Origin of the sequence: Terribacillus sp. FSL K6-0262 (assembly GCF_037977385.1) — a bacterium.
Classification (GTDB): Bacteria; Bacillota; Bacilli; order Bacillales; family Amphibacillaceae; genus Terribacillus.
This window is the reverse complement of sequence record NZ_CP150277.1, coordinates 1,617,507-1,631,413: the sequence shown is the minus strand read 5'-3', so window position 1 is coordinate 1,631,413 and position 13,907 is coordinate 1,617,507. Positions and strand designations below refer to the sequence as shown.

Below are 13,907 nucleotides of genomic sequence, written 5' to 3'. Positions count from 1 at the left end.
GGGATTTATCGCTTAGGCCATAGTTTCTGGCCTTTGGAGCTGGATCTAGCCGCAGCGCCAGATCCCTTAGTAAGTCAACGCCAAAGACCAAGCACTCCGGTGCTTGGCACGCATGAGATGTACAGCAAGGATGTTTCTTATCTAGTTTTGAGGGTTCATTCCATATGAATTCTTGCATTGTCTGGTGGTAATAGCGAAGAGGTCACACCTGTTCCCATGCCGAACACAGCAGTTAAGCTCTTCAGCGCCGATGGTAGTTGGGTTCGCCCTGCGAGAGTAGGACGCTGCCAGGCAAAATGAAATCCCTGATCCTTATGTGGATCAGGGATTTTTTATATTGCAGAAATAAGTTGATGTGAAAAATCCCATTGAGGCTCCACCTCTTTGATTTCAAAGCGGTGAATTGCTTTGATTAGCTGGATATACAGCTCTTGTTCCATATCTTCTTTCCATGCATAGGGAGCGCTGCTGCTCAATTTTTTTATCTTGGGCTGGAAACGGATAAGGACAGCTTCCAGCGCAGCTGTATCGTCTTCTTTTGCTCTGATGGTGAGATCAAGCAATGTATTCATTCAATTTCCTCCTTTTTGGATCTGATCTATCAGCGCCTGGAGTGTTTGTTCCAGGCGCTTGATGTTTTGCTCGAGACGTATGAGCAGATAAAACGAGACTACAATGGGGAATCCAAGATTACCGATCATGGAAACAATGCTTTCTGTCGTCATGGTGCATCTCCTTTCGGAAGAGCTGAACGGAGCTTCCCAAGTGCGGCTTTGATCGACTTTGAAACAGCTTGCTGAGAGATATTCAATTTTTCAGCAATCTCGGTATGGGTGAGCTGATGAATGAAATGGAGCTCTAAATAATGTCTCTGCTTTGTAGGCAGCCCTTGAATGGCAATCAGGAGATCCGGGTCATGAATTGCTTGTTCCCATTTGTACGCAGTTGTGTTTTCTTTTGCGACAAGCATCTCCTTTTTTGTGTGTTCCTGTTCTTCGCTTGCTGGCTGATCAAGGATGGTCAATTCCTTGCCTGAAAGTTTCGATGCTTGTTTGCTGTAGTTTCTTGCGTAATAGCTAAGGGTCATCGTAAGGTAATTCGTTAGCTGTATTTCTGTATAGAATTGCTGAAAAGCAGCATTTAGCTTTTGCAGGTTAGCCGCAGAAGGATAACGAGTTGCTTGTTCGTATATGGATCGGTGCTGTTCTTCTTTCAGGAAGCCTTGCATCAGGGCTGCATTCGGATGAATTTTATTTTGCTCAGGCTTTTCCTTGCTGCACATGTATGTTCCTCCTTTCAACTAAAAAAACGAACATATGTTCTATTTTAGTGTAAAAAAAATCAGCCTTTTTGAAAAGACTTTTTCGGACAGTCCCAACCTGCTTGTCCATCAGGGCTGTCTGCTGCGGGGAGCATAGGAGAGTTTCCTCCTGTACCCTATAGTTTATAAAAGGGAAGAAGTTCTTCCTATGACAACGTCAATACGTACAAAGCGTACAAACAACATCCCTGAGAGGTGAACATAAACTTAGAATACAAGATTGGCAGGTATGAAGTTCGTTAGTTTAGGAGAAACTAACCTAACGGAGGTGGAGTATGATGAGCAAAAGCTGCTTATGCGGAATTTGTGACCAAGAGAAGCAAGAGGGAATACATCTGTATCGTTTATTTATCTGCAAGGAATGTGAGCAGAAAATCATCCAGACAGAACCGAAGGAAGTACAATATCATTACTTTGTAAAAAAACTTCGGAACTTGAATCAAATGACATTCCACTAAAGCCTGTACAAGGCTTTTTTCTTTCTGTATGTGTGCGTATAATAAATGAAAAAAGCTAAAGGAAGAACAGAATGAATCAGCTGGATACGCCGTTATATGATAGATTGGTACGGTTTGCGCAAATGAAGCCAATCTCGTTCCATGTGCCGGGGCACAAAAATGGAGCGCTCTTTAGAAAAGAAACGTTCCTTCAACATGCAGCATTGCTCGATCAGACGGAGCTGACAGGCTTGGATGATCTGCATGCTCCCGATGATGTGATTGCCGAGGCGCAGCAATTGGCAGCGTCTTATTTCGGTGCACAGCAAACGCGTTTTCTTGTCGGTGGAAGTACTGTCGGGAATCTAGCCATGATATTGGGAGTAATTAAAAGAAATGATCCAGTGCTTGTACAGCGCAACTGTCATAAGTCGATATTGAATGGGCTGGAGCTTGCCGGGGCAAAGCCTATCTTCCTGGCACCAGTGTATGATGGGGAGAAAGAAAGGTATACCCATCCCGCGCAGGAAACGATAAAGGAAGCAATATCCAAGTATCCGGAGGCAAAGGCGCTCATCGTGACGTATCCGGATTATTTTGGCACGGCTTTTGATTTGAGGAAAGCGGTGGAAGAAGCACACAAGCATCATATACCGGTTTTGGTGGATGAGGCTCATGGAGTTCATTTTAGGGCATCAGACACACTGCCTATGAGTGCCTTGGAGACTGGAGCAGATGTAGTCGTCCAGTCTGCTCATAAAATGGCACCGGCCTTCACGATGGCTTCCTATCTGCATATGAATGGCAATTATGTTTCCATTCCTTCTATTGATCGTTATTTGAGGATGCTGCAGTCCAGCAGTCCTTCTTATTTACTGCTGGCATCACTCGATACAGCCAGGAGTTACTTGGCTACCCGTAAGCCTGCGGATATGGAGCACCTTCATCAAGCCGTCGATGCATTGCGAAAGCTGCTTGCTTCATCGGATTTATGGGAGGTGGAAAGACCATCCGGTGATTGGCTGAAGATTGTTTTGCGTGTACGGCCGGAATATCAGCCAAAGCAGGTTGCAGACATGCTGGAAACAGCCGGTATCTTTCCGGAATTGGTTACAAATCGGCATATTCTGCTCGTTCATGGATTGGAAGCAATATCCGAAGACGATTTCAATCGCATTAAAATTGCCATGGACGAGATGGAAGAACCGCTCAAGCATGAGCCTCAGGAAGCTGCCCACCTTTTTTCCGAGCCTATCCAGGAGCTGCGGGTAAGTTATGCAGAGATGGAGGATCGGCAGCCGTTTTTCACGGAGTGGTCCAAGGCTGTCGGCTGTATCGCAGCAGAAGCAATCATTCCTTACCCACCAGGGATACCGGTATTGGCAAAAGGAGAAATCGTTACAAAACAGCATGTGGAAATGATACAATTATGGAAGAACAACAATATCTCTTTTCAAAATGAACGCGTTGAAGAAGGGATGTTCACCTATAGAGGTTTAGAAGAAGGAGAATGATTTTGACAGGATTGTTTATTACGCTTGAAGGCGGAGAAGGTGCGGGAAAAACGTCTGCTATACCGCTACTGGCAGCTCGATTGGAAAAAGAGGGCTACCAGGTGCTGGCTACACGTGAACCAGGCGGGATCGAGATAGCAGAGGCGATTCGCGCGGTGATTCTGGATCCAGCCAATACAAGCATGGATGGCCGCACGGAGGCGCTGCTTTATGCAGCTGCAAGAAGACAGCATCTCGTGGAGAAGGTGTGGCCGGCGCTGAAAAAGGGAATGATTGTACTATGCGATCGTTTTGTCGACAGCAGTTTGGCTTACCAAGGCTACACTCGAGGCCTGGGAATGGAAGAAGTATTGGACATCAATCGATTCGCTGTCGAAAATACCATGCCAGATTTGACATTATTTTTTGATATATCCCCAGAAGCAGGATTGGCGCGAATTTCGGAGAATAAAGGTAGGGAACAGAATCGATTGGATTTGGAGGCCTTGTCCTTCCATGAAAGCGTCTATGAGGGATATCAGATTCTTCGGGAGCAGTACAAACACCGCTATGTGACACTCGATGCTTCCAAACCGCTTGCCGACGTGGCAGAAGATGCTGTGCAGGAGATCATGGCTTTTTTGCAGGATAAAGAAAAGTAATGGATAAGATTTGGAGGAGGAAATAAGATGAAACTAGTATTGGCAATCATTCAGGATAAAGACAGCAACAGGCTGACAGATGCACTTGGGGATCAGAATTTCAAAACGACCAAGCTGTCCACGACTGGAGGCTTCCTGAAAGCAGGTAATACAACGCTGATGGTCGGGTGTGAGGATGATCAAGTCGATGATGTACTGGATATCATCAAGGATAATTGCAGTCAGCGCAATCAGATGGTGGCGCCGATATCTCCAATGGGCGGCAATGCAGACTCCTATATCCCGAACCCGGTCAAAGTGGAGGTCGGCGGAGCTACTGTTTTCGTACTGCCTGTCGATTCCTTTTTCAAGTTTTAAATAAAGGAGACAATACCGTTGAAAATCGGTCCCGATATACGTGCGCAGCTGGATGCTGCACGTAAGAATACTTCGCAGGCACCAGCCGAGCCCAAAAGATTCCAGGAGCTGGTGCAGTCCCAAAGCAGGAAACTGCAAGGACAGGAATTACAGCAGCTGATCACGGACATCACCAAGCAAGGGGAACGGCTCGCGCGAACACGTTCGTTCCGCGAACTTGCTTTGTATAAACGGAAGATCAAAAAATTCATGGAAGATGTCAAGGATAACGGGATGGAGCTGCATCACGAGCATTCCTGGAGCCAGCACGGATCCCGGAAGCTCACGACTGTCCGGCAGATCGATGAGAAGCTGATGGAGCTGACGGAGATCTTGATGGATCAGGAAAAGCAGCAGATCGGCGTTCTTGGTCTGATCGGAGAGATCAAAGGGCTTCTTTTCAATCTATACACATGAAGTAACTGATAAAGGAAGAACATTATGTCAAATTGGGCTGAAATGTCTACGAAACAGCCTGTTGTCAGTAAGATGCTCGTCAACAGCCTGAAACGCGACCGTATTTCCCATGCCTACATATTCCAAGGGTCGCGCGGAACCGGCAAAACAGCATTGAGCCGCTTGTTTGCCAAGAGTATCTTTTGTAAACATCGCACTGGTGCCGAGCCTTGCAATGACTGCAAGGATTGCCGCCGCATCGATTCGGGCAACCATCCCGATCTCCATTGGATCGTACCAGATGGCGCCTCGATAAAGAATGACCAGATACTCCAGCTGCAAAAGGAATTCTCCTATACAGGGATGGAGTCCGATCGCAAAGTATACGTAATGGAAGATGCAGATAAGATGACAGCCAATGCATCCAATCGCTTGCTTAAGTTCCTTGAGGAGCCTGGGGCCCAAACAACAGCGATCCTATTGACGGAAAACAGTCAGGCGCTGCTTCAGACCATACAATCCAGATGCCAGATACTCGCGCTGCAGCCGCTGCATGAAGGGCAGTTCGAGAAATTGCTCATTTCGGAAGGTCTGCCGCAGTCATCAGCCCGGCTTTTGTCCCAGCTGACGCAGAATTATGATGAAGCAATGGAAATTTCCAGTCAAGAGTGGTTTGCTAAAGCGCGAAAACTAGTGGTACAATTAGTAGAAGTGCTGGAAACCAGGCCTAATGAAGCGCTTTTGTTTATCCATAGTCAATGGATGCCTGTGATGAAGGATCGCGAGCTGCAGCAGCTGGCGTTACATCTGCTATTGTTGTGGTTTAAAGATATAATCTATCTTTATGCTGACAGGCCGGATTCCATTATCTATATACAGGAGAAAGACAGGCTTGAAAACAGCCTTCGCCATTGGACGAGGCAGCGGGCCACGGATGCCCTGCAGTCCATTATGGAAGCGAAACGCCAATTAGACCAGAATGTCCATCCTGCACTAGTCATGGAGAAATTAACACTTCAGATGCAGAGGTGAATTGGTAGATGCAAGTCATTGGTGTCCGTTTTAAAAAGGCGGGTAAGATCTATTATTTCGATCCAGGCACACTTTCGATTGCCTTGGACGATTATGTTATTGTAGAGACTGTTCGCGGCGTGGAATTTGGACGAGTTGTGCTTGCAAATAAGCAAGTGGATGAAGAGGATGTTGTCCTTCCTCTGAAAAAAGTCATTCGTATCGCAACAGACAAAGATAAATTCAGCGTAGCTGAGAATACAGAGAATGCTGCGCAAGCACATAAGATTTGTGAGAAAAAGATTCGGGAACATAAGCTTGAAATGAATTTGGTCGACGTCGAATATACATTCGACCGGAACAAGGTCATATTCTACTTCACGGCTGATGGCCGTGTCGATTTCAGGAATCTGGTGAAGGATTTGGCTGCGGTCTTCAAGACACGGATCGAGCTGAGACAGATAGGGGTTCGCGATGAAGCCAAGCTCCTTGGCGGTATTGGTCCATGCGGAAGGATGCTGTGCTGTTCCACCTTCCTGGGGGATTTTGAGCCAGTGTCGATCAAGATGGCAAAGGATCAGAATCTATCGTTGAATCCTGCGAAGATTTCTGGTTTGTGCGGACGGCTGATGTGCTGTTTGAAGTATGAAAATGATGAGTATGAAGAGGCGAAACGTGAGCTTCCGGATTTAGGTGAAGCGATTCGGACTTCTTACGGATCGGGTAAGGTAGTTGGCTTGAACATTTTGGAACGGTTGATTCAGATTGAAGTGCCGGAAAAGGAACGGGTTATCGAGTATACCTTAGATGAACTGATCGAAGAAGGAGTTATCTCAACGCAAGCCATGGATTAATGGGGTGGAGAGACGGTGAATAAGAAGGAAATATTAGAGCATGTCACACAGATGGAAGAGCAAATCGGACAGCTGTACAAGCAATTGGGTGATGTGAAGGGTCATGTGGCGGAGCTATTGGAAGAGAATAACCGTCTGACGGTAGAAAACCATCATCTGCGCAATCGTCTTGATGGCCAAGCTGATCAGGAACAGAAAGCCGGCAGCATTGCCACACCGTCCAAGGAAGCACCGATTGGCGAAGGGTATGATAACCTGGCACGTTTGTATGAGGAAGGGTTCCATATCTGCAACGTGCACTTCGGCAGTCCGAGACGAAATGAAGATTGCTTGTTCTGTTTGACGTTCTTGAATAAGAATAAATGATGTGACGGCCTTTCTTACACTTAGTAGGGAAGGTCCTTTTTTGTAAAAATACGAGAAGGGAATTAACCATATGGTGGAATTAAAAGGAGATGAGCGGCTGGATTACTTGCTTGCCGAAGAAAAGATGCGCATCATCCAGAGTCCGACTGTATTTGCTTTCTCATTGGATGCAGTACTCCTGGCTGATTTTGCATCGATTCCTCTTTCAAGGGGGAGGATATTGGATTTATGCTCTGGTAATGCTGTGATTCCTTTATTGCTCAGCAGAAGGACGAAAGCACAGATGACAGGTGTCGAGATTCAGGAGCGTCTGTATGACATGGCTGTGCGGAATGTTGCCCTGAATGGACTGGAGGATCAGCTGGAGATGATACATGGTGATTTGAAGGATATGCCGGCTGTCTTGGGAAACGGCCCTTTTGATGCGATAACATGTAATCCGCCTTATTTCAAGACGCCAGGCAAACGGGAGCAGAACATGAATGAGCATTTGACCATTGCCCGTCATGAAATCATGTGCACCCTCGAGGATGTCATCCTGGCCTGCCGGAAACTCGTAAAGCCAGGCGGAAAGGTCAGCCTCGTGCATCGCCCGGATCGATTGCTGGATATCGTCACCTCCATGCGCGAGCAGAAAATCGAACCGAAACGGATGCGGCTTGTTTATCCGAAGCCTGGCAAAGAAGCGAACATCCTTCTGATCGAAGGTGTCCGTAATGGCAGTCCCGGTTTGAAAATCCTGCCGCCGCTGTATTCCCATAAGGAAGACGGGGGATATACGGAAGAACTAGAGGAAATCCTGTATGGCAGCAAGTGAGCATCTCGTCTATATGCTGAAATGCAAGGATGGAAGTCTTTATACAGGATATACAAATGCGCTCGCTAAACGCTTGAAGCAGCACGCTGCTGGTAAAGGAGCAAAATATACAAAAGGCAGGGGTCCCTTTATCCTTGTTTATTTAAGAGGCTTTGATTCCCGGCAGGCTGCCCTTCGGGAGGAATACCGGATCAAACAGCTTCCGAAACATCGAAAGTGGGCTCTCGTCCAGGAAGGAGGAAAGCAGAATGCAATCACAGAAAAGTTTTGAACAACAGGACAAAGGAACGCTGTTCATCATTCCCACGCCGATCGGCAACTTGCAGGATATTACGCTGAGAGCGCTGGAGACTTTAAAACAAGTACATACTGTTGCTGCAGAGGATACACGGAATACCAAAAAATTGTTTAACCACTTTGAAATTTCGACACCGCTCATCAGTTATCATGAGCATAATCGAAAAGCTCGGGAACAGATGCTCCTGGATCTGCTGGGGGAAGGAAAGAATGTCGGTCTGGTCAGCGATGCTGGTATGCCGGCTATTAGCGATCCAGGTCAGGAGTTGGTCCAGGCGTCAGCCGAAGCCGGGTTTCCGGTCGTTGTATTGCCGGGGGCAAATGCAGCGCTCGTCGCATTGGTCGGATCCGGACTTTCGACAGATGCCTATCAATTTTATGGATTCCTCCCGCGGAAGAAGAAGGAACTGACAGGTGAATTGGAGAAGCTTCGAAAAGTGGCAGCGACGCTGATTTTCTATGAAAGTCCGCATCGCTTGAAAGAGACACTGGCTGCCTTGCTGGCTGCCTTCGGTGATAGAAGGGTGGCACTAGGCAGGGAGCTGACAAAGCGGTATGAAGAATTCCTGAGAGGGACATTGCAGGAAGCATTGGATTGGGCAGCCTCTGAAACAGTGAGAGGGGAGTTCTGCCTTGTCGTTGAAGGAGCTTCGGAAGCGGAACAGCTGGAAGAAGAGCAAGCCTTCTGGCAGGAAATGAGTGTACGGGAACATGTCGAATGGTATATGGAAAATGAGGGTTCATCCTCAAAGCAAGCGATCAAGCAAGTGGCTGTGGATCGCCAGCTCCCCAAACGGGATGTGTATCAGGCCTATCATATCGGGTAAATAAAAAGAAAACCGCTCCAAAGCCGGAGCGGTTTTTATTATTTGTTCAGACGTGCTTGAATTTCGTTGATCAGCTCTTCTGCACCTTCGCGGCTAAGAACCAGTTTACCGTTTGCCAAGGACAAGTTATCATCGGAGATTTCACCAGTGATATGGCAAGTCATGTTCGGTTTGTATTTTTTAAGGATGATGCGATCGTCATCTACATAGATCTCCAAAGCATCTTTCTCGTTGATTCCTAGGGTGCGGCGCAATTCGATCGGGATAACAACTCTTCCCAGTTCGTCTACTTTACGTACAATACCTGTTGATTTCATTCATTGTTTCTCCTCTCGGGTGTTTATATATGTTTATTCGTCATTATTCGACAATTTAACTACTGCTTATCGTACCAGTGATTGACATAAGTGTCAATTCAAAAATCTTGAATTCCAGCATGTTGCTGGCAGTAAAAACAGATTAAAGGGAAAATTTTAGGTATTTAATACCGTTATTATGGATGCATATGTAAAATAAGTAAGATAAATAGTGAAAAATAAATAGAAAGAAGATAAGGGGATTTGTCGAATGCTCGACATTATTCGACACATTCGATTCATGTGTTGGATTATTACCATAGAAATACGTATATCTGCTTATTTTTTTGTCGCTTTAGAGAAGAAAATTTTTCTGCTGGATTGGAATTTATGACCGAAAGTCGCTACAATAGAGAGTAAGTGTAATAACGATACGAGCGGCTCGCGCTGGTGAGCTTTTTTTATAATGGAGGGTTAGCAGATGCAGAAAGAGAATAAAACATTTTATATTACTACGCCAATCTATTATCCGAGTGGCAAGCTGCACATCGGACATGCCTATACGACAGTGGCAGGTGATGCGATGGCTCGTTATAAGCGTCTGCGCGGATATGATGTCGCGTATTTGACTGGTACGGATGAACATGGTCAGAAAATCCAGCGCAAAGCGGAAGAACAAGGAGTAACGCCGCAGGAATACGTGGATAACATCGTAAAAGATATTAAATCACTCTGGAAGACGCTGGAGATCACGAATACAGATTTCATCCGTACGACTGAACCTCGTCATAAGGAAACTGTACAAAAGATCTTTTCCAGGCTATTGGAACAGGATGATATCTACTTGGATGAATATGAAGGCTGGTATTGTACTTCCTGTGAATCCTTCTTCACCGAGACACAGCTGGAAGATGGCAGATGCCCGGATTGCGGAGGTCCAGTCGATCGCGTGAAAGAGGAATCCTATTTCTTGCGCACGAGCAAATATGCAGATCGCCTGCTGAAATACTATGAGGAGAATCCTGAATTCATCCAGCCGGTGAGCCGGAAAAATGAAATGATCAACAACTTCATCAAACCGGGCTTGGAAGACTTGGCTGTCTCCCGTACGTCATTTGAGTGGGGACCAAAAGTACTTGAGAATCCGAAGCACGTCATCTATGTATGGATCGATGCGCTTACCAATTATATCACGGCATTGGGATATGGCTCCGATGATGACAGCCTCTACCAGAAATATTGGCCGGCCGATGTGCATTTGATGAGTAAGGAAATCGTTCGTTTCCATACGATTTACTGGCCGATCATGCTGATGGCATTGGATCTGCCGCTGCCGAAGAAAGTGTTCGCGCATGGCTGGATCCTGATGAAAGACGGCAAGATGAGTAAATCGAAGGGGAACGTCGTAAGTCCGGTCGATTTGAAGGAACGCTATGGTCTTGATCCGCTTCGTTACTATCTGCTCCGTGAAGTGCCATTTGGAGCAGACGGCGTGTTCACGCCAGAAGGCTTCGTCGATCGCACGAACTTTGACCTGGCCAACGATTTAGGCAACTTACTTAACCGTACGGTAGCCATGATCAGCCAATATAAAGAAGGTATCGTGCCAGCCTACGTTGCTGGGGAGACGGAATTCGAACGGGCATTGGAAGACATGGCAAAACAAACTGTCAAGGAAGTGGAAGAAGGCATGGAGAACATGGAGTTTTCCGTTGTTCTTGCGAAGATTTGGCAGTTAGTAAGCCGTGCTAACAAATATATCGATGAAACGAAGCCTTGGGTGCTGGCAAAAGACGAAGCGCAAGCCGATCGCCTGGGAAATGTGCTGGCTCACCTGGCGGAGGTGCTGCGTCAAGTGGCTATTCTGCTTCGTCCATTCCTTGTCGAAACGCCAGCTAAAATCTTTGCGCAGCTTGGGGTAGAAGAAGCAAGCCAAGAATGGGATACCCTTCTTGCAACAGAAGTGAAAGAAGGCCGTCGAGTGAAGAAGGAAGGCCCGATTTTCCCTCGACTTGATGCAAAGGTGGAAGTGGAAGCGATTAAGAATATGATGAAGGTTCCGGAGCCGGAGAAGAAGGCGAAGCCGAAAGAAGAGCAGGACACTGCAAAGCTTCCGGAAGTGCAGTATGAGGACTTCGCGAAGCTGGAATTGCGGGTTGCGGAAGTCATCGCTGCCGATAAAGTGAAAAAGGCAGATAAGCTATTGAAAATACAGCTTGATTTAGGTACAGAGAAGCGCCAGGTCATCTCTGGTATTGCAGAACATTATGCACCGGAAGAGCTTGTCGGCAAGAAAGTGATTTGTGTGGTGAACCTCAAGCCGGTCAAACTTCGCGGAGAGATGTCCGAAGGGATGATACTTTCCGGCGAAAGTGCGGATGGAAAACTTGCACTGGCAACAGTGGAGCAGGATTTGCCGAACGGATCGATTGTAAAATAAAGAACAAAAAGGGGGAGACGCTTGCACGCAAGCGTTTTTCCTTTTTTAACAGATAGAAAGGACATCGTGCTATGTTATTTGATACACATGCTCATATTAATGATAAGCAATTTGATGAAGACCGGGAAGAGATGCTGCAGCGCGCCAAGGATGCAGGCGTATCGCGCCTGGTCGTGATTGGCTGTGATGCGGAGGGCATCACTTCGGCAATCGATTTGGCAGAGAAATATGACTTCGTATACGCGGCGATCGGCTGGCATCCTGTCGATGCAATCGATATGACCGATGCTGACTTGGAACGTATCGAGGAGCTTGCATCACACCCTAAAGTCGTGGCGATTGGAGAGATGGGGCTGGATTATCATTGGGACAAGTCACCGAAGGACATCCAAAAAGATGTATTGCGGCGGCAGATTCAGCTTGCCAAACGCGTCAAGCTGCCCATCATCATCCATAATCGGGAAGCAACACAAGATATCGTTCCGATCCTGAAGGAAGAAGAAGCCGCCGAGGTCGGGGGTATCATGCATTGCTACAGTGATGAAGCGGATCTTGTACAGGAATTCCTCGATATGAATTTCTATATTTCCCTTGGCGGTCCTGTCACCTTCAAAAATGCCAGGGCACCGAAGGAAGTGGCAAAAATGGTGCCGGCGGATCGATTGCTGATAGAAACGGACTGCCCATATCTGGCGCCTCATCCAAACCGGGGCAAGCGCAATGAGCCTGCTTACGTAAAGCTGGTTGCTGAACAGATTGCTGAACTGCGCGGCATTGAGTATGAGGAATTGGCAGAGCTGACAACCCGGAATGCCGAAAGATTATACAAAATAAGATCATAGAGGGAATAACGTGCAAATTAAAGAAGTGATTGTCGTGGAAGGAAAAGATGATACGGCAAAGATAAACCAAGCGATCCAGGCAGACACAATCGAGACGAATGGGTCTGCCATACATGATGGTATCATTGAACAAATCAGACACGCACAAGCAAAACGCGGTGTCATCATATTTACTGATCCTGATTATCCAGGTGAGCGTATCCGGCATATTGTCTCCCAGGCGGTACCCGGATGCAAGCACGCATTCCTGTCAAAGGACAAGGCGCGTGCCCGCAATAACAAAGGCATCGGTATCGAGCATGCTTCGGCTGAATCAATCCGTGAGGCTTTGGAGCAGGTGTATGAGACGAGTGAAGCCTATATACCGGAAATCTCCAGGGAAGCTGTCATAGCATTTGGCCTCCTTGGCGGACCAAGGGCGAAACAGCGGCGCGAGCAGCTGGGAGAGAGACTGGCGATCGGACATACAAACGGCAAACAGCTTCTCAAGCGGCTTGCCATGTTCCGGATACCAGAGCAGCTGTTCGTCGAAACGATGCAGCAAATCATACAGGAGGAAGACAATGACGAATGAACGGCATATTGCCACCCCGACAAGGACGAAGGAGCTGCTTAAGAAATATAATTTTTCCTTTAAGAAGAGCCTCGGACAGAATTTCCTGATTGATACAAACATCCTGCGCAATATCATCCAGCACGCAGGAGTGACGAAAGATACAGGTGCGATCGAAATCGGACCTGGGATGGGGGCATTGACAGAGCAGCTCGCCATTGCGGCGGATAAGGTATTGGCATTTGAGATAGATCAGCGTTTATTGCCTATCCTGGAAGATACATTGTCTCCATATGACAATGTGAAAGTTGTGAATGAGGATATCCTGAAAGCGGATGTGCAGCAGGAGCTGGAGCATTATTTCGGGGAACAGCAAATAAAAATTGTCGCAAACCTGCCTTATTATATTACAACACCGATATTGATGAATCTGCTTACTCGAAAGCTGCCGATTTCCAGTATCACCGTCATGATCCAAAAGGAGGTGGCCGATCGTATGGCTGCTGCGCCCAACACGAAAAGCTATGGTTCTTTATCGCTTGCTGTTCAGTATTATACGGAAGCCGCTGTCGTAATGACTGTGCCGAAAACGGCATTCATGCCGCAGCCGAATGTGGATTCTGCCGTTCTTCATCTTGAGCTGCGCAAGCAACCGCCGGTTCAGGTGGATGATGAAAAATTCTTCTTTGATTTGATTCAGGCATCCTTTGGTCAGCGCCGTAAAACGCTGCGTAACAATCTGAACAGGCATTTTGCTTCCCGTTTCTCGAAAGAAGAGCTCGAGGATATCATGAGCGAAGCGGGAATCGATGGTACAAGACGGGGAGAATCGCTTGCGATGGCGGAATTCGCTTCCTTGGCGAACACCTTTACAGCCAGATTCTGAACGTTTTTGCCCA

19 protein-coding genes and 1 rRNA gene are annotated in these 13,907 nt (G+C 47.0%); 16 read left to right on the top strand and 4 right to left on the bottom strand.

The window, feature by feature from the left end:
- Positions 1-180 precede the first annotated feature (180 nt).
- Positions 181-293, top strand: a 5S ribosomal RNA gene (gene rrf / locus MHI54_RS08560).
- Between the two features lie 39 nt (positions 294-332).
- On the opposite strand, the gene MHI54_RS08555 is transcribed toward rrf, so the two are convergent.
- Genes MHI54_RS08555 through MHI54_RS08545 form a run of 3 tightly spaced genes read right to left on the bottom strand, consistent with a single transcriptional unit; the run spans position 333 to position 1,282 of the window.
- A complete protein-coding gene (locus MHI54_RS08555; protein WP_095217136.1) occupies positions 333-572 on the bottom strand; it encodes a helix-turn-helix domain-containing protein in 240 nt (79 codons plus the stop codon).
- Positions 573-725: a YvrJ family protein gene (locus tag MHI54_RS08550; RefSeq protein ID WP_095217137.1), complete on the bottom strand. Its 153-nt coding sequence runs from the start codon at positions 723-725 to the stop codon at positions 573-575. It lies immediately after the preceding gene.
- Positions 722-1,282, bottom strand: a complete 561-nt coding sequence (locus MHI54_RS08545; RefSeq protein WP_095217138.1) for a sigma-70 family RNA polymerase sigma factor — start codon at positions 1,280-1,282, stop codon at positions 722-724. The genes MHI54_RS08550 and MHI54_RS08545 overlap by 4 nt, the downstream gene beginning before the upstream one ends.
- Positions 1,283-1,599: 317 nt before the next feature.
- On the opposite strand from MHI54_RS08545, the gene MHI54_RS08540 reads away from it, so the two are divergent.
- The 11 genes from MHI54_RS08540 (at position 1,600) to rsmI (ending at position 8,877) form a co-directional block, all read left to right on the top strand.
- A complete protein-coding gene (locus MHI54_RS08540; protein ID WP_095217167.1) occupies positions 1,600-1,779 on the top strand; it encodes a sigma factor G inhibitor Gin in 180 nt (59 codons plus the stop codon).
- A 71-nt stretch (positions 1,780-1,850) separates the two neighbouring features.
- On the top strand, positions 1,851-3,272 hold the full coding sequence (locus MHI54_RS08535; protein ID WP_340082892.1) for an aminotransferase class I/II-fold pyridoxal phosphate-dependent enzyme: 1,422 nt from the start codon (positions 1,851-1,853) through the stop codon (positions 3,270-3,272).
- Positions 3,269-3,913, top strand: a complete 645-nt coding sequence (tmk, locus tag MHI54_RS08530) for a dTMP kinase (protein ID WP_340082891.1) — start codon at positions 3,269-3,271, stop codon at positions 3,911-3,913. The genes MHI54_RS08535 and tmk overlap by 4 nt, the downstream gene beginning before the upstream one ends.
- A 27-nt stretch (positions 3,914-3,940) precedes the next feature.
- Positions 3,941-4,270: a cyclic-di-AMP receptor gene (locus MHI54_RS08525; RefSeq protein WP_093728709.1), complete on the top strand. Its 330-nt coding sequence runs from the start codon at positions 3,941-3,943 to the stop codon at positions 4,268-4,270.
- 18 nt (positions 4,271-4,288) lie between these two features.
- On the top strand, positions 4,289-4,726 hold the full coding sequence (locus MHI54_RS08520) for a YaaR family protein (RefSeq protein ID WP_340082890.1): 438 nt from the start codon (positions 4,289-4,291) through the stop codon (positions 4,724-4,726).
- Between the two features lie 24 nt (positions 4,727-4,750).
- Positions 4,751-5,737, top strand: coding sequence for a DNA polymerase III subunit delta' (gene holB / locus MHI54_RS08515; protein ID WP_095217141.1), 987 nt, complete (start codon positions 4,751-4,753; stop codon positions 5,735-5,737).
- A gap of 8 nt (positions 5,738-5,745) precedes the next feature.
- Positions 5,746-6,570: a stage 0 sporulation family protein gene (locus MHI54_RS08510; protein WP_095217142.1), complete on the top strand. Its 825-nt coding sequence runs from the start codon at positions 5,746-5,748 to the stop codon at positions 6,568-6,570.
- A 15-nt stretch (positions 6,571-6,585) separates the two neighbouring features.
- On the top strand, positions 6,586-6,936 hold the full coding sequence (gene yabA, locus MHI54_RS08505) for a DNA replication initiation control protein YabA (protein ID WP_095217143.1): 351 nt from the start codon (positions 6,586-6,588) through the stop codon (positions 6,934-6,936).
- A gap of 73 nt (positions 6,937-7,009) precedes the next feature.
- Entirely contained in the window at positions 7,010-7,753 is a 744-nt protein-coding gene (locus MHI54_RS08500; RefSeq protein ID WP_198946066.1) for a tRNA1(Val) (adenine(37)-N6)-methyltransferase, read from the top strand.
- Entirely contained in the window at positions 7,740-8,024 is a 285-nt protein-coding gene (locus MHI54_RS08495; RefSeq protein WP_095217145.1) for a GIY-YIG nuclease family protein, read from the top strand. Before MHI54_RS08500 ends, MHI54_RS08495 begins: the two co-directional genes overlap by 14 nt.
- Entirely contained in the window at positions 8,002-8,877 is an 876-nt protein-coding gene (gene rsmI, locus MHI54_RS08490) for a 16S rRNA (cytidine(1402)-2'-O)-methyltransferase (RefSeq protein WP_095217146.1), read from the top strand. Before MHI54_RS08495 ends, rsmI begins: the two co-directional genes overlap by 23 nt.
- A gap of 38 nt (positions 8,878-8,915) precedes the next feature.
- Here the strand turns inward: rsmI and MHI54_RS08485 are convergent, their stop codons facing one another.
- Complete coding sequence (locus MHI54_RS08485; RefSeq protein WP_095217147.1) at positions 8,916-9,194, bottom strand: AbrB/MazE/SpoVT family DNA-binding domain-containing protein; 279 nt, start codon at positions 9,192-9,194, stop codon at positions 8,916-8,918.
- Between the two features lie 460 nt (positions 9,195-9,654).
- Here MHI54_RS08485 and metG point away from each other — a divergent pair, with 460 nt between their 5' ends.
- From metG to rsmA, 4 genes are all read left to right on the top strand, one after another.
- Positions 9,655-11,613 carry a methionine--tRNA ligase gene (metG, locus tag MHI54_RS08480; protein WP_095217148.1) on the top strand — a complete coding sequence of 653 codons (1,959 nt, stop codon included), beginning with the start codon at positions 9,655-9,657 and terminating at the stop codon, positions 11,611-11,613.
- A gap of 71 nt (positions 11,614-11,684) precedes the next feature.
- Positions 11,685-12,455 (top strand): TatD family hydrolase, encoded by a 771-nt coding sequence (locus tag MHI54_RS08475; protein ID WP_095217149.1) that lies wholly within the window; start codon positions 11,685-11,687, stop codon positions 12,453-12,455.
- A gap of 10 nt (positions 12,456-12,465) precedes the next feature.
- Positions 12,466-13,029 carry a ribonuclease M5 gene (rnmV, locus tag MHI54_RS08470; RefSeq protein ID WP_095217150.1) on the top strand — a complete coding sequence of 188 codons (564 nt, stop codon included), beginning with the start codon at positions 12,466-12,468 and terminating at the stop codon, positions 13,027-13,029.
- Entirely contained in the window at positions 13,019-13,894 is an 876-nt protein-coding gene (gene rsmA, locus MHI54_RS08465; protein ID WP_095217151.1) for a 16S rRNA (adenine(1518)-N(6)/adenine(1519)-N(6))-dimethyltransferase RsmA, read from the top strand. Before rnmV ends, rsmA begins: the two co-directional genes overlap by 11 nt.
- Positions 13,895-13,907 lie beyond the last annotated feature (13 nt).